The 20,467-nt window shown below is 64.4% G+C and carries 18 protein-coding genes; 15 read left to right on the plus strand and 3 right to left on the minus strand.

The annotated features are described in order from the left end of the window. Position 1 precedes the first annotated feature (1 nt). Complete coding sequence (locus LOM8899_RS04035) at positions 2-805, minus strand: taurine ABC transporter ATP-binding protein (RefSeq protein WP_093990840.1); 804 nt, start codon at positions 803-805, stop codon at positions 2-4. A 73-nt stretch (positions 806-878) separates the two neighbouring features. Then, positions 879-1,886: a taurine ABC transporter substrate-binding protein gene (locus LOM8899_RS04040; RefSeq protein WP_093991406.1), complete on the minus strand. Its 1,008-nt coding sequence runs from the start codon at positions 1,884-1,886 to the stop codon at positions 879-881. Between the two features lie 491 nt (positions 1,887-2,377). Here LOM8899_RS04040 and LOM8899_RS04045 point away from each other — a divergent pair, with 491 nt between their 5' ends. Then, complete coding sequence (locus tag LOM8899_RS04045; RefSeq protein ID WP_093991407.1) at positions 2,378-3,748, plus strand: aminotransferase family protein; 1,371 nt, start codon at positions 2,378-2,380, stop codon at positions 3,746-3,748. A gap of 284 nt (positions 3,749-4,032) precedes the next feature. On the opposite strand, the gene LOM8899_RS04050 is transcribed toward LOM8899_RS04045, so the two are convergent. After that, complete coding sequence (locus LOM8899_RS04050; protein WP_168770463.1) at positions 4,033-4,653, minus strand: glutathione S-transferase family protein; 621 nt, start codon at positions 4,651-4,653, stop codon at positions 4,033-4,035. 206 nt (positions 4,654-4,859) lie between these two features. Between LOM8899_RS04050 and LOM8899_RS04055 the strand changes: the two genes are divergently transcribed. The 14 genes from LOM8899_RS04055 (at position 4,860) to LOM8899_RS04120 (ending at position 20,421) form a co-directional block, all read left to right on the plus strand. Further along, positions 4,860-5,291 (plus strand): nuclear transport factor 2-like protein, encoded by a 432-nt coding sequence (locus LOM8899_RS04055; RefSeq protein WP_093990842.1) that lies wholly within the window; start codon positions 4,860-4,862, stop codon positions 5,289-5,291. 93 nt (positions 5,292-5,384) lie between these two features. Continuing rightward, positions 5,385-6,641 carry an MFS transporter gene (locus LOM8899_RS04060; protein WP_093990843.1) on the plus strand — a complete coding sequence of 419 codons (1,257 nt, stop codon included), beginning with the start codon at positions 5,385-5,387 and terminating at the stop codon, positions 6,639-6,641. A 177-nt stretch (positions 6,642-6,818) separates the two neighbouring features. Then, entirely contained in the window at positions 6,819-8,291 is a 1,473-nt protein-coding gene (gene pdxR, locus LOM8899_RS04065; RefSeq protein WP_093990844.1) for a MocR-like pyridoxine biosynthesis transcription factor PdxR, read from the plus strand. 27 nt (positions 8,292-8,318) lie between these two features. Continuing rightward, positions 8,319-9,497: a trypsin-like peptidase domain-containing protein gene (locus LOM8899_RS04070; RefSeq protein WP_093990845.1), complete on the plus strand. Its 1,179-nt coding sequence runs from the start codon at positions 8,319-8,321 to the stop codon at positions 9,495-9,497. An 86-nt stretch (positions 9,498-9,583) separates the two neighbouring features. Beyond that, positions 9,584-11,356, plus strand: a complete 1,773-nt coding sequence (gene xsc, locus LOM8899_RS04075) for a sulfoacetaldehyde acetyltransferase (protein ID WP_093990846.1) — start codon at positions 9,584-9,586, stop codon at positions 11,354-11,356. Positions 11,357-11,469: 113 nt separating this feature from the next. Then, on the plus strand, positions 11,470-12,210 hold the full coding sequence (locus tag LOM8899_RS04080; protein ID WP_093990847.1) for a sulfite exporter TauE/SafE family protein: 741 nt from the start codon (positions 11,470-11,472) through the stop codon (positions 12,208-12,210). 64 nt (positions 12,211-12,274) lie between these two features. After that, entirely contained in the window at positions 12,275-13,231 is a 957-nt protein-coding gene (locus tag LOM8899_RS04085) for a phosphate acyltransferase (protein ID WP_093990848.1), read from the plus strand. 97 nt (positions 13,232-13,328) lie between these two features. After that, on the plus strand, positions 13,329-14,384 hold the full coding sequence (locus LOM8899_RS04090; protein ID WP_093990849.1) for an acetate/propionate family kinase: 1,056 nt from the start codon (positions 13,329-13,331) through the stop codon (positions 14,382-14,384). Then, positions 14,381-15,127: a sulfite exporter TauE/SafE family protein gene (locus LOM8899_RS04095; protein WP_093990850.1), complete on the plus strand. Its 747-nt coding sequence runs from the start codon at positions 14,381-14,383 to the stop codon at positions 15,125-15,127. The genes LOM8899_RS04090 and LOM8899_RS04095 overlap by 4 nt, the downstream gene beginning before the upstream one ends. A gap of 18 nt (positions 15,128-15,145) precedes the next feature. Further along, positions 15,146-17,968 carry a molybdopterin oxidoreductase family protein gene (locus LOM8899_RS04100; protein WP_093990851.1) on the plus strand — a complete coding sequence of 941 codons (2,823 nt, stop codon included), beginning with the start codon at positions 15,146-15,148 and terminating at the stop codon, positions 17,966-17,968. Further along, on the plus strand, positions 17,965-18,597 hold the full coding sequence (locus LOM8899_RS04105; protein ID WP_245820425.1) for a LysE family translocator: 633 nt from the start codon (positions 17,965-17,967) through the stop codon (positions 18,595-18,597). The genes LOM8899_RS04100 and LOM8899_RS04105 overlap by 4 nt, the downstream gene beginning before the upstream one ends. Beyond that, complete coding sequence (locus tag LOM8899_RS04110) at positions 18,594-18,791, plus strand: hypothetical protein (RefSeq protein ID WP_093990852.1); 198 nt, start codon at positions 18,594-18,596, stop codon at positions 18,789-18,791. Before LOM8899_RS04105 ends, LOM8899_RS04110 begins: the two co-directional genes overlap by 4 nt. Continuing rightward, entirely contained in the window at positions 18,788-19,546 is a 759-nt protein-coding gene (locus tag LOM8899_RS04115) for a 4Fe-4S dicluster domain-containing protein (RefSeq protein ID WP_093990853.1), read from the plus strand. Before LOM8899_RS04110 ends, LOM8899_RS04115 begins: the two co-directional genes overlap by 4 nt. Next, positions 19,546-20,421 carry a dimethyl sulfoxide reductase anchor subunit family protein gene (locus LOM8899_RS04120; RefSeq protein ID WP_093991409.1) on the plus strand — a complete coding sequence of 292 codons (876 nt, stop codon included), beginning with the start codon at positions 19,546-19,548 and terminating at the stop codon, positions 20,419-20,421. The genes LOM8899_RS04115 and LOM8899_RS04120 overlap by 1 nt, the downstream gene beginning before the upstream one ends. Positions 20,422-20,467 lie beyond the last annotated feature (46 nt).

Consider the following 20,467-nt stretch of genomic DNA (forward strand, 5'->3'; position numbering starts at 1 on the left):
GCTATGCGCCCTCCTGCCGGCCCATGATTTCCTCTTCCATGTCCCAGATCATGCCGAGGATCTCTTCGCGGACCGCGCCGAATTCGGCGGTCTTCTTGACCTGACGCAGATCCTGCGTCACGCCGGTTTCGGCAAAGGGAAGACGGTATTCCTTGTGGATGCGGCCGGGGCGCGGGGCCATGACCAAGAGACGCTCGCCCAACAGAAGGGCCTCTTCGACCGAGTGGGTGATCAGGATGATCGTCTTGCCGGTCTCTTTCCACAGCTTGAGGACAAGTCCCTGCATCTTTTCGCGGGTCAGTGCGTCGAGGGCGCCGAGAGGTTCGTCCATCAGGATGACATCGGGGTGGTTGGCCAGACAGCGTGCCAAGGCGACGCGCTGCTGCATCCCGCCGGAAAGCTCGTAGATCGCCTTTTCCTTGAAATCGCCGAGGCCGACCACGTCGAGAAGGTGGTTCACCTCGTCGCGATATTGGCTGGGTTTCTGGCCGCGCATCCGGGGGCCGAAACTGACATTGTCGCGGACATCCATCCATTCGAACAGGGCACCCTGCTGGAACACCATCCCGCGCTCGGCGCTGGGTCCGGTGACCTTCTTGCCGCCCAGGGTGATGGTGCCTTCGGTGGGGGCCAGAAATCCGGCGACGATGTTGAGCAAGGTGGTCTTGCCACAGCCGGACGGGCCAAGAACGCTCAGCAGCTCGCCCTCCTTGAGGGTCAAGGTGACATCCTTGAGCGCCTGAACTGAGCCGCCGCCGGGCAGATCAAAGCGCATGGACAGCTTCTGGATGTCGAGATCGCTCATGAACGCTCCGTTTCCTAGTGTGGCAAAGATGGGGCCAGAGCGCCGCAACGCTCTGGCCCGCACCATGGGTCGATTACATGTCGTTGACAGCCGTCAGCGGGGCCGCATCGACATTGGCGTCATAAGACTCGAGCGCCGAGGGGATCGAGCCTGCATCGACGAACACGCCGGCCACGCCGGCCATGAACTCCTGCGCACCGCCGCCAAGCCACTTGGCCGAGAGCTGTTCCTCGACGGAGGGGAACACGAAGGTGGCCATGGTCTGCGCGGTGGCGTCCTCGTCCATGCCGGCGTCCTGGGCAATCACGGGCAGCATGGTGTCGACCATCGAGCCATCGTTCCAGCCCGCGTTCATATCGGCGGTCACGGCGAGGAACTTCTCGACCAGATCGGGGTTTTCCGCGACGAAGGACGCGGGCGCCGAGGTCACGTCAAAGACCAGAATGCCGAGCTCTTCCTTCTCGGAACCGGTCAGCAGCACGTTGCCGCTTTCCAGCATCCGGCGGAGCGATCCGCCCCAGCCGCAGGCCATGTCGACCGCACCTTGCGAAAGCGCCGCCGCACCGTCCGGCGGGGCCATGTCGACGACTTCGAGGCTGGCCAGATCGACGCCGAAGTGGTCCATCTGACGCAGGAAGCCGTAGTGCGCGGCGGTACCCAGCGGCACGGCGACCTTCTTGCCCGACAGGTCGGCGGCGTTGGAGGCGTCGATCTCAAGATCGGAGCGGACCACGCAATTGTCGTTGTCGGAATAGGACACGGCCACGTCGAGCGACACCAGATCCTGCCCGGCCGAGGTCGCAACGACGAAGGGCGGCACACCTTGGCTGACCGAGATCTGCACATCGCCCGAGGCCATCGCGGCACTCATCGCGGTGCCGGTGTCGAACGACACCCAGTTCACCTTCACGCCCATGGCCTCGTCGTAGAGGCCCTCGACCTTGCCGTATTGGAACGGCATCGGCCATTCGAGGAAATAGCCGACGGTGATCTCTCCGTGGGCGTCGGCCAAGGCGGCCTGCGCGCCGGTCAGAAGCGCAAGGCCAGCCGCAGCGCCCGTCAAATAGGTCTTCATTTTCATTTCTTCCATCTCCTTGTTGGCGGCCCCGCATGGGGGCCTTTATCGTTCGGCCGAACTTGGCGTCGGCTCGGTTTTGCGGCACCCGTTTGAACACAGCGCCTCTGGTCGAAAGTTGACCACGAATTGCTGCGCCATCAAAGCCCCCGAAGACTGAAACCACCTTTCGGATTTCCCAAATCAGAGCGCAGAAAGTGCAGACTGCCCCTAGCCAATGGATTGCCGCCCCATGCGTCAATCATTACCGCAACCGGCCGGGAATGGGTCCAGAGACGGCCCGCGCCCGAGGACGGCGGGAGTTCGCACAATGATTTCAGCCCCTTACAGCAATCCGGGAAACGCACGAGACGCGCGATCACCGGGAATTGGCCTTATCTATGCGTGCGATCTGGCCCTATTGCGCTTTGACCTCTCGGCGGCACACTGCCTCTCAGATCAGCAGCGGGCGAAGTGGATTCGGGCCGCTGCCTTTTCCTTTTCAGATGGAGCCCCGCATGGACCTGATGCAAAACGACCCCCGCACCGTGATCGAGGCCGACCGGGCCCACGTCTGGCACCATCTGGTGCAGCACAAGCCGTTTGAGACGATCGACCCGCAGATCATCGTCGAAGGCAAGGGCCTGCGCGTCTGGGACATCTCGGGCAAGGAGCACCTCGATGCCGTCTCCGGCGCGGTCTGGACGGTCAATGTCGGTTACGGCCGCGAAAGCATCGCTGACGCGGTGCGCGAACAGATGGTCAAACTGTGCTTCTTTGCGGGTGCCAAGGGCACCATTCCGGGGGCGCAATTTGCCAAGCGTCTGACCGAAAAGATGCCAGGCCTGAGCCGCGTCTACTATTCGAACTCGGGCTCCGAGGCGAATGAGAAGGCGTTCAAGATGGTCCGCCAGATCAGCCACAAGCATCACGGCGGCAAGAAGTCCAAGATCCTCTACCGCGAGCGTGACTATCACGGCACCACCATCGCTTGCCTGTCCGCAGGCGGCCAGCAAGAGCGCAACGCGCAATACGGGCCGTTCACGCCCGGTTTCGTCGAAGTGCCGCACTGCCTCGAATATCGCGCCCAGTGGGATAGCGAGGAGTATGGGATCAAGGCCGCCGAGGCCATCGAAGAGGTGATCCTGCGCGAAGGCCCCGAGACCATCGGCTCGCTGTGCCTGGAGCCGATCACCGCAGGCGGCGGCATCATCGTGCCGCCCAAGGGCTATTGGGAAAAGGTGCAGGAGATCTGCAAGAAGTACGAGATCCTGCTGCACATCGACGAAGTCGTCTGTGGCCTCGGCCGCACCGGCACATGGTTCGGCTACCAGCAATTCGGCATCCAGCCCGACATCGTGACGATGGCCAAGGGCGTCGCCTCCGGCTATGCGGCGATCTCCTGCTGCGTGACCACCGACGCGGTGTTCGAGCAGTTCAAGGACGACACCGATCACTTGGGCTATTTCCGCGACATCTCGACCTTCGGCGGCTGCACCTCCGGGCCGACCGCGGCGCTGGAAAACATCCGGATCATCGAAGACGAAGACCTCTGCGGCAACTCTGCCCGCATGGGCGACTACTTCGGCAGCAAGCTCGACGAGCTGATGGACAAGCACCAGTGGATCGGCGACGTGCGCGGCATGGGCCTGTTCCGGGGGGCCGAACTGGTGACGGATCGCGGAACCAAGGATCCGGTGTCCGAAAAGCAGGTGGGCGCCATCGTGGCCGACTGCATGGCTCAGGGCGTGATCATCGGCGCGACCAACCGGTCGGTGCCGGGGTTCAACAACACGCTCTTGTTCGCGCCCGCGCTGATCGCGACGAAGGACGACATCGACCAGATTTGCACAGCGGTCGACGGGGCGATCACGCGGGTGCTGGGCTAGGCACCCAATCGCCGGGTATAGGGCCGCGCCCTCCCTCGGGTGGGCGATGCGCCGGCTGGATTAGGCACTTTATGGTGCCATCATTTTCCGACTTCTAAGCCTCTAGTGACGGCACCAAAGCGCCCTCCCGTTCGGGAGGGAGGGCGCGGCCCGGCGGCACTGCGTGCCTCGATTCCGGGCCAAGCGGCGCAATCTTGCCCGACCCGCGCTAATCGATAAAACCGCCCATACGCAAAACGCCCCCGCGAAGGGGACGCTGAGCATCGGGTTAAAGCAGAGATTGCTTACGCAAACCCCTCGTGCTTGCGGTTGGCCTGCACCGACGGGCGGGTCTTCATCCGCTCGAAATGGGCCTGCACATTCGGCGGCAGCGGCCAGCCAGCGACATCGGCCGCCCAGCACTCGACATAGTACAGCGCCGCATCGGCGATAGTGAAATCACCGACGATAAAGTCCTTGCCCGCCAACTGGCCATCAACGACGTCCAGCCCCGCGAGAACAGCATCGCGGCCGCGCTCTTTCAGCTCTTCCTGCGCCTCGGGGATCGAGGAATAGGCATCCGGGCGGCGATACATGCGCCACGAGAGCATGTGCAGCGTGCCAACGGCAAAGTCCAAAGCCTCCAGCGTGCGGGCCATGCCCTCCGGATCGGTCGGCATCAGCTTGGCGTCCGGGTTGGTCATCGACAGCCAGAGGGCAATGGCGGCAAACTCGGTCAGCACCGAGCCGTCGTCGCGCAGCAGGGCCGGAACCTTGCCCTTGGGGTTCATCGCCAGATACTCGGGCGACTTCTGCTCCTTCTTGGAAAAGTCGATGACCCGAAGATCATAGGGCTTGCCGATCTCCTCAAGGATCACATGAATCCCGATCGAACAGGTCAGTTTCGCATAGCACAATGTGGTCATGTCAGTTCTCCCTTTGCGCGGCCTCGCCTCCGGGGGCCCGCGCTCCTGCATTGGGTGGCACATAGGGCGCGGCACCTCAAGGGCGAACGATTGCGGGGACGACAGAGGAGAGCTATCAATCTGCGGGCATCGGGTCTATGATGGCGCTTTCCCGCCAAGCACGGCGGCCGGCCCGACACCTCGGGCACACCAGCATTGGAAAATCCATGTATAGCCCAGATACGTTCCGGGATTGCGTCATCTCGCAAATCGATCTGCTTTCCGAAGGCAAGGCGCTCGAAGCCTTCGACCAGTTCTTCTCCGACAACGTCACGCTCTATGACAACGGCACGCTGATCGCCTCCAACGCCCATGACGGGCGGGCCCTGCAAGCCAAGACCCTGCGTTCGGCCAGCGACATCAAGGGGAGCATCCCCGATCTGACGATCGCAGACGACACCGAGATCTGCGTGTTCCGGGATCACAGCTCCTACGCCGGCAAGGGCAAGGACCGGCACCAGACCAACAGGCTGGTCTGGCAGAAATGGCGGGACGGCAAGGTGATCCAACAGCAAACCTTCGACGGAACCAAGATGGAGACCCTGATCGAAGGCGGCATCCTGAAAAGCCCGGACAACCTCGGGCGGCGGCGCGGCTAGACAGCCAGCCAATTGCGGCAGGCGATGTCGCGGCGCGACCAGACCCGGGCCGTGAAATGAGACCAGCTTGGGCCAGACTTCAGGACTGGCCCCATGTTCGAACGCCGCATCCCCGAATGGCTCCGCCATGCCCCCGCGCCATCCGTGCGGGGCTTTGCCACGCTGGCCGGGTTCGAGGCTATCACGCGGGGCATTCTGATATCGGTCTTTCCGGTGGCGATGTTCGACGCGCTGGGCGATGCGGCGCGGATCAGTTCGATCTACTTCGGGATCGGGATCGTCTCGCTGCTGGTCGGGCTGCTGGTGCCGTTCCTGAACAGGTTCGTGCCCCGACGCTGGATCTTCGGGATCGGCAACATGGGCTATGTCCTCGGCGCCGTCCTCGGCATGTTCGGCACGCCCGCCACGATCATCGCGGCGCTGGTGCTGAATTCGGTGGCCACGGTCAGCACCTTCGTCTGCTTCAACGCCTATGTGCTCGACTACGTCGCCCGGATCGAGCTCGGCAAGCTCGAAACCCAGCGGATGTTCTATTCGGCGGCGGGCTGGACGGTCGGGCCGGTGGTGGGCGTGCTGCTCTGGAGCTGGTGGGCGCCGGCACCGTTCCTCGTCGCCGCGGTGGCCGCGACCGGGCAGCTTGCGGCGTTTGTCTACATGCGGATGGGCAACGGCAAGCTGATCACGCGGGCGCGGCGATCGGCGCCGAACCCGCTCGCCTTTCTGGGGCGGTTCTTTGCCCAGCCGCGGCTGGTGGCGGGCTGGCTCTTTGCGGTGATCCGGTCCTGCGGTTGGTGGGCCTATGTGGTCTATCTGCCGATCTATGCCGTGACGCGGGGGCTGGGCGAAAATCTGGGCGGCGCGATGCTGTCGACGACGAACGCCGCGCTGTTCCTGTCGCCGCTGATCCTGCGCTGGATGCAGGCCACCAGCATCAAGAGATCGGTCCGCATCGGGTTTTTCGCCGCCGCCGGCCTGTTCCTGACCGCCAGCCTGCCGGGGCTGCCGCCGGCGGCGGCCGTGGCGGCACTGTTCGGCGGCAGCCTGTGCCTGATCGTGCTCGATATCTGCGCCGGCCTGCCGTTCCTGATGGCGGTCAAACCCTCCGAGCGGACGGAGATGTCGGCGATCTATTCCTCCTATCGGGACGTGTCGGGCATCGCCACGCCGGGGATCGCCTGGCTGGTGCTGCTGGTCGCGCCGATCACCGGGATCTTTGCCGCCGCAGGGACGGCCTGCCTCGTCGCGTGGGGGATTGCCGGACGGCTGCACCCGCGGTTGGGCGAGGCGCGACTGCGGATCGTGGCGCCGCCTCTGCCCGCTCCAGAGCCCGGCGGCGAGCCGGCCGCCTGAGCGCGGCGGACCCGGGCCGAGGCGCAAATGGTTAATTTCGCCTCCGCGCGATATCGGCACCTACGGCATACCGACGCCATACCGACGGGAGACCGACGTCGATTCCGGCGTTAACCCGGCCTTGCACGGCGGCGGCGATAGGTCCAGACTTGGCGCACCCTAGCGCCAGTTGGACCGATGATCCCACCCGAAAGTTTCCTGCTCGACCGCACCGAAGGCACCCTGCAAAGCCGGATTCAGCAGATGGTGGCGCAAGGCATTCTGTCGGGCCGCTTCCGTCCTGGAGAGCGCCTGCCCAGCAGCCGAAAACTCGCACAACATCTAGGGGTTAGCCGGATCACGGTGACGCTGGCCTATACCGAACTGGTGGCCGACGACTACCTGACCGCGCGCGGCAGGTCGGGCTATTACGTCTCCGACAACGCCCCCGAGCCGCCGAATTTCACGCCACAGCCGCCACAGGCGTCGACGGTCAACTGGTCGGCACGGCTCGGCAGCAGCCCGCCCAGCCTCGGGATCAACAAGCCGCAGGACTGGCAGAAATACCGATACAACTTCATCTACGGCCAATCCGATCCCAGCCTTTTCGACAGCGCCAACTGGCGGCTCTGTGCGCTGCAAGCCCTTGGGAAAAAGGACTTCGACAGCCTTACCTCGGACCAGTTCGATCAGGACGATCCGCTGCTGATCGACTTCATCACCCGGCAAACCCTGCCCCGGCGCGGCATCCTCGCGGCCCCGGACGAAGTGCTCCTGACCCTGGGCGCGCAGAACGCGCTCTGGCTGACGGCGCAACTGTTGCTCGCGGCGGGGAAAACGGCGGTGATCGAAGACCCCTGCTACCCCTCGATCCGGTCCATCGTGCAGGCCACTGGCGCCGAGGTCAGCGCCGTGCCCGTCGATGCCGAAGGGCTGCCGCCCGAGGCCATTCCGGGCGGCGCGTCCGTGGTGTTTACCACCCCTTCACACCAATGCCCTACAACGACAACCATGCCGCTTTCCCGGCGTCGCGCATTGCTGGATCGGGCCGAAGCGGACGATTTCATCGTCGTCGAGGATGACTACGATTTCGAGATGACCTTTGCCGGGCCGGCCGCTCCAGCGCTGAAATCGCTGGATCAGACCGGGCGTGTGATCCACGTGGGGTCGTTCTCGAAATCCATTTTCCCCGGCCTGCGGCTGGGCTACCTCGTGGGGCCGGCCCCTTTCATCGCGGCCGCCCGCGCCCTGCGGGCCAGCGTGTTGCGGCACCCGCCCGGCCATATCCAACGGACCACGGCCTATTTCCTCTCGCTCGGGCATTACGACGCGCTGATCCGGCGGATGAGCAAGGCCTACCACACACGGCGGCAGACCCTCGACGCGGCCATCGCGCTGCACGGGCTGACGGTGGCCGGGTCCAACGCCTACGGCGGATCCTCGGTCTGGATGCGAGCACCCGGCATCGACACCACCGCGCTGGCCGAAACCCTGCGGGCCAAAGGCGTGCTGATCGAACCCGGCGCCCCGTTCTTTGCGAGCAGCGGGCGGACTGACCTCCAGCCCTCGGAATTCTACCGCTTGGCCTATTCCTCGACGCCGACAAGCCGGATCAGCGACGGGATCGCCACTCTGGCCATGACAATTCGCTCCGCTCCGGTATTGTTTTGAACACGGACAACGGCTTAGGGACAAACTATGCAACGATGTGTCACGCGACTGGGATTTGCGCTCTGGATGCTATTCGCCTGCGCCGCGGCCTCCGCACAGCCGATTACGTCGAGCGGGTCGGGCTTTCAGATCAATTCCGCCGGCTGGATCCTGACCAACCGGCACGTGGTCGAGGACTGTGACATCCTCAAGGCCAATGGCACCCCGGTGTCGAACCGGATACTGGACGAAAGCTCTGATCTGGCAGCCGTGTTCGCGGGCCAGTCGACGGCCCGCCCGACCATTCCCATCCGGCTGCAACCGGCCCGTCTGGCCGAGGACTTGTTCGTCATCGGCTTTCCCCTGAGCGACCTCTTGTCCGAGAGCGTCAAGGTCACGACCGGTTCGGTCAGTTCCCTTGCCGGAATCGGAAATGACGAACGCTACCTGCAAATCTCTGCCCCGATCCAGCCGGGCAATTCCGGCGGTCCGGTCCTCGACGCACGCGGCAACGCGCTGGGCGTCGCCAGCGCGACGCTCTCCGAAGCCGCCTTCGACCGCGCCCAAAACGTCAACTTCGCCCTGAAGGCTCAGGAAATCGCGCGATTTCTGACCGAGTCCGGTATCGCCTACAACATCGCCGCTGGCAACAGCGCCCCGATCCCGGCGCCGGATATGATCGAAGCGGCCATGCAGAGCGTCGTCTACCTGACCTGCCATCAGGCCGGCTCTGGCACGACGCAGCCCAGCGCCCCCAATCCGCCCGCCAGACAATCAACGGGGTCCGGCTTCGTGACGATCGCCGGCTACGATTCCGTCGCCTTCGACCTGCGAGCGATCCGCGATGTCACCTTTCAGACCTGCAACCTCGAATGCCAGCGTGATCCCAATTGTAATGTCATCACCTTCAACACCCGCCATTCGGTGTGCTTTCTGAAATCCACCTCGATGATTCTGGTCCGCAATGCGGATGCCGTCTCCGCGATGCCCCCATGGCTGCAGAACGACGTGGTCCAGACCAATATCAGCGTCACAGCCAACGTCGATTCACCCGGCGGTGACTACCTTCGGCTGCGTGGGTCCGATTTCATGCAGTGCTTTCTGGAATGCGCAGGGGACAACCGTTGCCTCGCCTTCGCCTATGTCCGCCAAACCAACGATTGCTGGCTCAAGGACCGGGTCGGACAGATCCAGCCAATGCCCGGAGTGGAATTCGGTCGGTTCTGAACTGGCCCCATCCACCCGGCCCAACTGGCCCTATCCCCGCCCTGCGCCACGGGTCATACCAAATCCAACAAAAGGGGATCTGCGCGATGAAAATGACCACCGAAGAAGCCTTCGTCAAAACCTTGCAACTGCATGGCATCGAACATGCCTTCGGGATCATCGGCTCGGCCTTCATGCCGATCTCGGACCTGTTTCCCAAGGCGGGCATCCAGTTCTGGGATTGCGCTCACGAAGGCTCGGGCGGGATGATGGCCGATGGCTACACCCGCGCGTCGGGCAAGATGTCGATGATGATCGCGCAGAACGGCCCCGGCATCACCAATTTCGTCACCGCCGTCAAAACCGCCTATTGGAACCACACGCCGCTGCTCTTGGTCACCCCGCAGGCCGCCAACAAGACCATCGGCATGGGCGGCTTCCAAGAGGTCGAGCAGATGAAGCTGTTCGAGGATATGGTCGCCTATCAGGAAGAGGTCCGCGACCCGTCCCGCGTGGCCGAAGTGCTCAACCGGGTGATCCTTCAGGCCAAGCGGGCGTCGGCCCCTGCCCAGATCAACATGCCCCGTGATTACTGGACTCAGGTGATCGACATCGACTTGCCCGCCGTGGTGGAGTTCGAGCGGCCCTCCGGCGGCGAAGAGGCCATCACCCAAGCCGCCGACCTGCTGCGCAGCGCCAAATCCCCGGTGATCCTCAACGGCGCCGGCGTGGTTCTGGCGGGCGCCATCCCCTCCACGATCAAGCTGGCCGAGAAGCTCTCCGCCCCTGTCTGCGTGGGCTATCAGCACAACGACGCCTTCCCCGGCAGCCACCCGCTGTTCGCGGGCCCCTTGGGCTACAACGGGTCCAAGGCGGGCATGGAGTTGATCTCTCAGGCCGATGTTGTCCTATGCCTCGGCACCCGGCTGAACCCGTTCAGCACCCTGCCGGGCTATGGCCTCGACTATTGGCCCAAGGATGCAAAGATCATTCAGGTCGACATCAATCCCGACCGGATCGGGCTGACCAAGAAGGTCTCCGTCGGGATCGTCGGCGACGCCAAGAAAGTGGCCGACGCCTTGCTGGAAAAGCTCGACGATCTGACCGGAGGCAATACCGAACGGCTCGGCCACATCGCCCAGACCAAATCGCAATGGGCCCAGCAGCTCAGTTCCATGGACCACGAAGACGACGATCCCGGCACCACATGGAACCAGCGGGCGCGGGATGACAAACCCGACTGGATGAGCCCCCGGATGGCGTGGCGGGCGATCCAAAGTGCGCTGCCGAAAGAGGCGATCATCTCGTCCGATATCGGCAACAACTGCGCGATCGGGAATGCCTACCCGAGCTTCGAAGAAGGGCGCAAATACCTCGCCCCCGGCCTCTTCGGCCCCTGCGGCTATGGCCTGCCCGCCATCGTCGGCGCCAAGATCGGCTGCCCGGATACGCCGGTGGTCGGCTTTGCCGGCGACGGCGCGTTCGGGATCGCCGTCACCGAACTCACCGCCATCGGCCGGTTCGAATGGCCCGCGATCACCATGGTGGTGTTCCGCAACTACCAGTGGGGCGCGGAAAAGCGGAACTCGACGCTCTGGTATGACGACAACTTCGTCGGCACGGAGCTGGACGACGGCGTCTCCTATGCCGGCATCGCCAAGGCCTGCGGGCTGCAAGGTGTTCAGGCCAAGACGATGGACGAACTCACCGCCGCCCTGACCCAGGCAATCACCGACCAGAAGAACGGCAAAACGACGCTGATCGAGGCGCTGATCAATCAGGAACTGGGCGAGCCCTTCCGGCGCGATGCCATGAAGAAACCGGTCTCCGTCGCAGGCATCAACGCCGCCGACATGCGGCCCCAAAAGGTGGCAACATAATTCAAAATCGGTCGCGCCTCTTCATCTTGGCCCAAAAACTCGACTGTCGCGACGCCATCAGCCTCGCGGCAGACCTCATTTGCGCCGCTGCTATCACAAGGGGCCCATGAGAGATGCCCTTCGATCTCGGTCCGCTCGCGACAATTTGGATGGCCGTCGCCATCTTTGGGGCGGCCTATGTGCGCGGCTATGCCGGGTTCGGCTTTGCGGCCCTGATCGTCTCGTCGGCAAGCCTCGTGACCAGCCCTCTCTACTTCGTGCCGGTGGTGGTGCTGGCAGACGTTGTTCTGACCGCACAACAGGCGCGCGGCATCTGGGCCGAGATCGCTTGGCGGCGGGTGCTCACGCTGTTGGGCGGCGCCTTGATCGGCGTGCCGCTCGGGGTCCTGCTGTTGACCGGCCTCGGGATCGACATGCTCAGGGCGGTGATCTCGCTCTTTGTCCTTGCGATGTGCGGGCTGCTCTATTTCGGTTGGCACCTGAGCAAGCCACAGGGCGACAAGGCCCATTTCGGCACCGGCGTGATTTCGGGGCTGGCCAACGGCGCGGCGGTCGGCGGGCTTCCCGTGGCCGTCTTCTTCTCGGCGCAAACGCTGCCGGCGACCACGTTTCGGGCGACGGTGATCGCCTATTTTACCATGCTCGACATCTGGACCCTGCCCAACTTCTGGGCCGCCGGACTGATCTCGCGCGACACCCTGATCGCGACGGTCGTCTCGCTGCCGCTGATGTCGCTCGGGGTCTGGCTCGGGGGCAAGCGGTTCCGCTCGTCCAACCCCGAAAACTTCCGGCGCTTTGCGATCCTGCTTCTGGCCACTCTGGCCGGTGTCGGCCTTATGAAATCGGTGATCTGATGGCGCAAGGTCTGGCCCATCGCCCGCCCAGTCGCTACCGTCTGTCCATCTGACAGGAGCCCGCATGACCCGACCCAACGCCGATCCCTTCGCCTTTCTCGCCACCAACGAACCGGTCGCACCGCAGCGGCTCCTGAGCCAGGCCCAGGGCCTGCCCACGCCGCATGTCGCGCTCGTCAATGCAGGCAGCGTCAACGCGCTGTCGGGTATCCGCGAGGCCGCCGAGCTTGGGCTGGCGCATCCGATCCTGATCGGCGACGAGGCCAAGATCCGCGCCACCGCCGAGGAAATCAGTTGGGATATCTCGGGCCTGCGCCTGATCCACGCCCCCCACGACACAGCCGCGCCCACCGCCGCCGCGCTCGCCCGCGACGGCGAGGCCCAAGGCATCATGAAGGGGCAGCTGCACACCTCGACGTTCCTCAAGGGGTTGCTGCCCTCCAAGGCCGGTCTACGCGACAAGGGCACCCGCTGCGGGCATGTCTTCCACATCACCGGGCCTCAGTCGGACAGACCGCTGCTGCTCACCGACGCGGCGCTGAACGTCGACCCGGACGTGGCCACCCGCAAAGCCTGCCTCAGCCACGCCGTGGCCCTCGCCCGCGCATTGGGCGACGAGAACCCCAAGGCCGGGTTGCTGGCACCTACGGAGGATCCTATCCCCTCGATCCCCAACACGATGGAATCCGCCGAAATCGCGGAATGGGCGAAAACCGCCCTGCCCGGCGCCATCGTTCAGGGCCCGATGGCCCTCGACCTGATCTTTTCCAAGGAGGCCGCCGAGGCAAAGCACTACGCCTCCGAAGTCGCAGGCGACGCCGATATCATGGTCGTCCCCAACATCACGTCGGGGAATGCCCTGTTCAAGATCATGGTGCTGGGCATGGGCTGTTGCGCAGGCGGCATCGTGCTCGGGGCCAAGGTGCCGATCCTGCTCACCTCGCGTAGCCAAAAGGCCCCGGACCGGATCGCCTCCGCCGCATTGGGCGTGATCGCCGCCAACATGGGGATGACCGGTTGATGCTACTGGCCATTTCATCTTGGCAGACAAACTCCGGGGGGCCCGAAGGGCGGGGGCAGCGCCCCCTACTACCTCCCCGCCATGCGGGAGCCGGGCCATGATCCTCGTTCTCAACGCAGGCTCCTCCTCGCTCAAGGCGGAGCTGTTCGATAGCCATCTGACAAGCCTGCTCACCGCCTCGATCAGCGAAATCGGCAGCACCGGAAAGCTCAAGATCGGGGACGCCCGATCCGAAGTCAGCACCGAGAACCACGCCGACGCGCTGTCAAAACTGCTCGCCGCGCTGACGGACATGGGCCACGGCCCGGAAAGCCTGACCGCCGCCGCCCACCGGGTCGTGCATGGCGGGGCCACCTTGACCGCTCCGGTCCGGCTGACCGCCGAGACGATCCAGCAGATCGAGGACTGCATCCCGCTCGCCCCTTTGCACAACCCGGCCAACCTCGCCGCGATCATGGCACTGCGTGCGCTGACACCGGATCTGCCGCAATTCGCCAGCTTCGACACCGCCTTCCACGCCAGCAACGCCGCCGTGGCCACCACCTATGCGATCCCCGCCGAGGATCGGGCCACCGGGCTGCGGCGCTATGGCTTCCACGGGCTCAGCTACGCCAGCCTCGTCACCCGGATCGATCCGCTGCCTGCCCGCCTCCTGGCCCTGCATCTGGGTAACGGAGCCAGCCTCTGCGCCATCAAGGACGGAAAGTCGGTGGCAAGCTCCATGGGCTATTCGCCGCTCGACGGGCTGACCATGGGCACCCGGTCCGGGGCGATCGACGGCATGGCCGTGCTTGCCATGGCCGAGGCCCACGGCATCGACGAGGCCAATCGGCGGCTCAACCGCGAAAGCGGGCTCAAGGCGCTCGCCGGGACCAACGACATGGCCGAAATTCTTTCGCGCAGCGACGCGGACGCCCGCTTCGCCGCTGCACATTTCAGCTACTGGGCGGCCCGTCACGCGGGCTCTGCCATCGTCGCGATGGGCGGTGTCGATGCGGTGGCCTTTACCGGCGGCATCGGCGAGAACGCCGCTCCGATCCGCGATGCGATCATGGACCATCTGGCCTTTCTCGGGCCGCTGCCCGTCCACGTCATCGAAGCCGACGAAGAACGCCAGATCGCCCGCGACGCACTGGCGCTTTTGACCGCATGACGGACCTATTGCACCTCTCCGCGCATCAGCTGATGGCACTGGCGGCCATCACATTCTGTGCGGGCTTGGTGCGCGGCTTCTCGGGCTTTGCCCTTTCGGCGCTCGTGATGTCCACGGCAGTCATCTTCCTGCCGCCTGTGCAACTCATTCCGATGCTGTGGTTTCTGGAGATGGCCGCATCCGTGGTGATGTTCAAAGGCGGTCTGGCCGATGCCGACAGGTCGACGGCGACGGGGCTGATCATCGGCTCGGGGATCGGTTTGCCCATCGGGCTATCGCTCACCCTGTCGATCCCGGAGCAGACCTCGAAAGGCATCGCGCTCGGGCTTCTGATCGTGCTGGCCGCCTTGCAGCTCTCGCGGGTGAAGATGCCGTTTCTGGCGACGCGGTCTGGCCTCTATGGCTCTGGCATCGGCGCCGGGATCATCACAGGGTTGTCCGGTGCGGGGGGCATGTTCATCGCGCTCTACATGCTTGCCCGCAATCTGCCCGCTCGGGTGATGCGCGGCTCCATGTCGATCTATCTGATGGGCGCCGGACTCATCGGGCTGACCACGCATCTGCTGATCGGCACGATGGATCAAATCGCCACAGTCCGTGGGCTTGCCTTGATACCGCCGACGCTTCTGGGCATCTTCGCCGGGCGGGCTCTGTTCACCCCGAGGTTCGAGCCGTTCTACAAACCGGTCTGTCTCACGCTGCTGATCGGTCTGGCGACCATCGGCCTGATCCGCATCGCCTGACTCTGGAAAGGCCATCACTTGACCCAACCGATCCTTGATACCTCGCCACACGTCTCGGACGAAATCCGCAAGACCACCTGCTACATGTGCGCCTGCCGCTGCGGGATCAATGTCCACCTGAAGGACGGGAAAGTCGCCTATATCGAGGGCAACCGGGACCACCCGGTCAACAAGGGCGTTCTCTGTGCCAAGGGCAGCGCCGGGATCATGCAGGTCAACGCCCCGTCCCGCCTGCGCGCCCCGCTCAAGCGGGTCGGCCCGCGCGGGTCCGGCGAATTCGAGGAGATCAGCTGGGACGAGGCCTATCAGATCGCCCACGACTGGCTCGCCCCGCTGCGGGCCGAGGCCCCGGAAAAGCTGGCGTTCTTTACCGGCCGCGATCAATCGCAGAGCTTCACGTCGCTCTGGGCACAAAGCTTCGGCACACCGAACTATGCCGCCCACGGCGGCTTCTGTTCGGTCAACATGGCTGCTGCGGGCATCTACACGATGGGCGGGGCCTTCTGGGAGTTCGGTCAGCCCGACTGGGATCACACCAAGCTGTTCATCCTGTTCGGCGTGGCCGAGGATCACGACAGCAACCCGATCAAGATGGGCATCGGCAAGATCAAGGAACGCGGCGCCAAGATGGTCGGCGTCAACCCGATCCGCACCGGCTACAACGCCGTGGCCGATGACTGGTATGGCATCACGCCGGGCACCGACGGGCTGCTGATCCTGTCGCTGATCCACCTTCTGTTCAAGGCGGGCAAGCTCGATCTGGACTATCTGGCGCAGTTCACCAACGCCCCCTGCCTCGTGAACGAAGACCCCAAGTCGCCGCAAAACGGCCTCTTGCTTCGGGACGAAGAGGGCCGCCCGCAGGTGATCGACCGCCGCACCGGCAAGCTCGCCCCGTGGGACGGCCAAGGCGTGCAGCCCAATTTGTCGGCCACCTACCGGCACAAGGGCGTGAGCCACCGCCCGGTCCTGCACCACATGGCAGAGCGCTATCTCAGCGAGGACTGCGCCCCCGAAAAAGTGGCCACCCGTACAGGCATCCCGGCCAAGCGGATCCGGCAACTCGCCGCCGAAATCGCCCGCACCGCCTTTGACGAGGCGATCAGCCTCGACAGGGAATGGACCGACTTCCGCGGCATCACCCATGCGAAAATGACAGGACGACCCGTCAGCTTTCACGCCATGCGCGGCATTTCGGCCCATTCCAACGGCTTTCAGACCGCCCGCGCCCTGCATGTGCTGCAAATCATCATCGGCGCCGTCGAAACGCCCGGCGGAATGCGGTTCAAGCCGCCTTACCCCAAGCCCGCCACCGCCCATCCGAAACCGCATTGCAAAGTCACCCCCGGAGCGCCGCTCAACGGGCCGCACCTCGGCTATCCGCAAGGCCCCGAAGACCTCTGCCTCACCGAGGACGGCCAGCCGGCCCGGATCGACAAGGCCTTCTCATGGGAAAACCCGCTGTCGGCGCACGGCATGATGCATATGGTCATCTCGAATGCCCATGCGGGCGATCCCTACAAGATCGACACCCTGTTCCTCTATATGGCGAACATGTCGTGGAATTCGTCGATGAACACCCACGGCACGATGAAGATGCTGACCGATCAGGATTCGAGCGGCAACTACGTGATCCCGCATATCATCTATTCCGACGCCTACAGCTCCGAGATGGTCGCCTATGCCGACCTGATCCTGCCGGACACGACCTATCTCGAACGGCACGACTGCATCAGCCTGCTGGATCGGCCTATCTGCGAGGCCGACGCCGTGGCCGACGCGATCCGCTGGCCGGTGATCGAGCCCGACCGCAACGTCAAAGGGTTCCAGTCGGCGCTCTGCGATCTCGGCGCCAAGCTGGGCTTGCCGGGCTTCGTCAACGAGGACGGCAGCCAGAAATACGCCGACTATGCCGATTACATCACCAATCACATCCGGCGCCCCGGCATCGGGCCGCTGGCGGGCTGGCGGATGGGCGACAAGGGACTGCAGCACGGGCGCGGCACGCCCAACGAAGGGCAGATCGCCAGCTACATCAAGAACGGCGGTTTCTGGTCCGAGCATGTTCCCGACGGCGCGGCCTACTACAAGCCGTTCAACATGGCCTATCAGGACTGGGCGGTTGAAATGGGGTTCTACGACACCACGCAGCCCTACATTTTCCAGCTCTACGCAGAGCCGCTGCGGCGGATGCAGCTCGCCGCCGAAGGCAATGGCTCGCACCAACCGCCAGACCACCTGCGCGGGCGGATCATGGCCACGATGGACCCGCTGCCGATCTGGTATGCTCCGATGATCGACGCCTTCGAAGACCCGGCGGAATATCCCGTCCATGCCCTGACCCAACGACCCATGGCGATGTATCACTCATGGGGAACGCAGAATGCCTGGCTGCGACAAATCCACGGCCGCAATCCGCTCTATGTGCCGACCAAGATCTGGGAGGAGAACGGCTTTGAAGAAGGCGATTGGGCGCGGGTCACCTCGCCGCACGGGGGCATCACTGTGCCCGTCGCCCATATGGCCGCGCTCAACGAAAACACCGTCTGGACGTGGAACGCCATCGGCAAGCGCAAGGGGGCCTGGGCATTGGACAACGACGCGCCGGAGGCGACCAAGGGCTTCCTGCTCAATCACCTGATCCACGAGCTGCTGCCACCGCGCGAGGACGGCATGCGTTATTCCAATTCCGATCCGGTGACAGGTCAGGCCGCGTGGTTCGATCTGCGGGTCAAGATCGAAAAATCCGCAGCGCCAGCAGAGTCGCAACCGGCCTTCCCGCCGATCAAATCACCGGTGCCAAAGGGGCCGTCTTCCCTGAAATGGAAGGTAGGCCGATGATCGCTCTGGACAGCTATCTTATCTATCTCGCGACGGTGCTGATCTTTTTCGCGCACCCGCCGGGGCCGAGCCAACTGCTGTTCGTAGGCTCCGCCTTGCGGCAGGGGCTACGGCCTTCGCTGCCGGTCATGGCCGGTGATCTCAGTGCCAATGCCCTGCAAATCTGCGCCGCCGGGTTCGGCCTCGCCGGGCTGATCGCGCTCTCTGCAGGTGCGTTCGGCGCGATCAAGTGGCTCGGGATCGCTTATCTCGTCTGGATCGGGGTCAACATGATCCGGTCGGCCTCGCATCCGGCCCCCCGCGGCGCGCCAACCGCCGCCGCCTCCTTCCGCCGGGGCTTTCTGACCTCGGCCGCCAATCCATACGCCGTCGTCTTCTTTGCAGCCCTGTTCCCGCAATTCATCGACCCCGCGCTGACGATCGCGCCGCAGGTCGCCATCCTCGGCGCAACCTACCTGATCATCGACGGGGTCATCCTCTTGGCGATGGGGGCAGCGGCGACAAGACTGGTCGCCCTCTTGGGAGGCTGGGCCGAACGCTGGCTCGGGATCGGCGCCGGGATCGGGCTGCTGCTGGCGGCCCTTGGCCTGGCACTTCGCGGTGACGCCCTGACAGGAGCCTCCAAATGACCAATCGACAGGTCCTACTCCTGATCGCCGCCTTCATCGCCCTGATTTTGGGCAGCTTCATCTGGTTCATTGCCACATGGAGCGCCGAAGAAGAGCCGTCGCTCAGCTTCATCTTGGAAGAAAAACTCCCGCCGGAGGCACCTGATTTTGCGCGCAAAATCAGGTTCATGACGGTGCAAGGAGGCATCCTATGACCCAACTCCCGACCGCAACCCAAAAGAAGCTCGGCCTCGTGATCGATCTCGACACCTGCGTCGGCTGCCATGCCTGCGTGGTGTCCTGCAAAGGCTGGAACACCGAGAACTACGGCGCCCCGCTCAGCGATCAGGATCCCTATGGCGCCGACCCGTCCGGCACCTTCCTCAACAGGGTCCACTCCTACGAGGTCCAGCCCGACGAGGGCCATGCCCAGCTCGTGCATTTCCCGAAATCCTGCCTGCACTGCGAAGACGCGCCCTGCGTGACCGTTTGCCCGACGGGGGCCAGCTACAAACGGGTCGAGGACGGCATTGTTCTGGTCAACGAAAGCGACTGCATCGGATGTGGCCTGTGTGCCTGGGCCTGCCCCTACGGTGCCCGCGAAATGGACGTCGCCGAGAAGGTGATGAAGAAATGCACCCTCTGCGTCGACCGCATCTACAACGACAACCTGCCCGAAGTGGACCGTGTGCCCGCCTGTGTGCGCACCTGTCCTGCCGGTGCACGGCATTTCGGTGATCTTGGCGACCCGGACTCGGAGGTCAGCCAGCTTGTCGCCGAGCGTGGCGGGTTTGACCTGATGCCTGAAATGGGCACCAAGCCGGTCAACCAGTATCTGCCACCGCGACCGCGCGACGCAGAGCCTGAATACGACATCCTCGCCCCCTATCTCGAACCGGTCGCCGATACAGCCAAAGGCTTTGCCGGATGGCTCGACAAGGCGCTGTCCGCGCTGCCCGGAGGCCGCTGATGCATCCCGCTCCTTCCGTCATCATCTTTTCCACACTGTCCGGGCTCGGCTTCGGGCTGCTGTTCTGGCTGGGCTTCGGAATGCCAGGTCCGACCGGGCTGACAGCGTTCATCTTCTTTGCCATCGCCTACCTTCTGGCCGTCGGCGGGCTTCTCGCCTCGACGTTTCACCTCGGCCATCCCGAACGGGCGATCAAGGCGTTCAGCCAATGGCAGACCAGTTGGCTGAGCCGCGAGGCATGGTGCGCGGTCAGCGCCCTCGTGATCATGGCCATTTATGGAGCGGGACTGGTGTTCTTCTCCACGCGCATCGCGGTGCTCGGCGTCGTCGGCGCAGTCCTCAGCCTCGGCACCGTGGGGACCACTTCGATGATCTACGCGCAGCTCAAGACCGTGCCGCGCTGGCACCATTGGAGCACGCCCGCCATGTTCCTGACGACCAGTCTCGGCGGAGGGGCGCTTCTGGCCGGGCAATTGCGCTTTGCTCTGCCGCTTCTGGCCATCGCCGGGGCGGTGCAGCTCTACTACTGGATCAGCGGCGACAGCCGGCTGCGCGACTCCGGCACCACGCTGGCCAGCGCAACGGGCCTCAAGGGCGGCAGCATCCGGGCGTTCGAACCGCCCCACACCGGCACCAATTACCTGCTCCGCGAGTTCGTATTTGTCGTGGGGCGCAAACACAGCCACAACCTGCGGGCTATCGGCCTCGGGCTTGGCTTTGGCCTGCCGATCCTGCTGATGATCCTGCCGTTCCACCATGTTCTGGCCGGGCTGGCGGTGATCAGCCATGTCGCCGGCGTCTTTGCGACCCGCTGGCTGTTCTTTGCAGAGGCCGAACACGTGGTCGGGCTTTACTATGGAAAACGCACCGCCTGACCCTTGCACTCCCCCACCGCAGACCGCAATCTGCGCCGCGAGGGAG

The sequence above is a fragment of the Flavimaricola marinus genome (assembly GCF_900184895.1).
GTDB classification, from domain to species: Bacteria; Pseudomonadota; Alphaproteobacteria; order Rhodobacterales; family Rhodobacteraceae; genus Flavimaricola; species Flavimaricola marinus.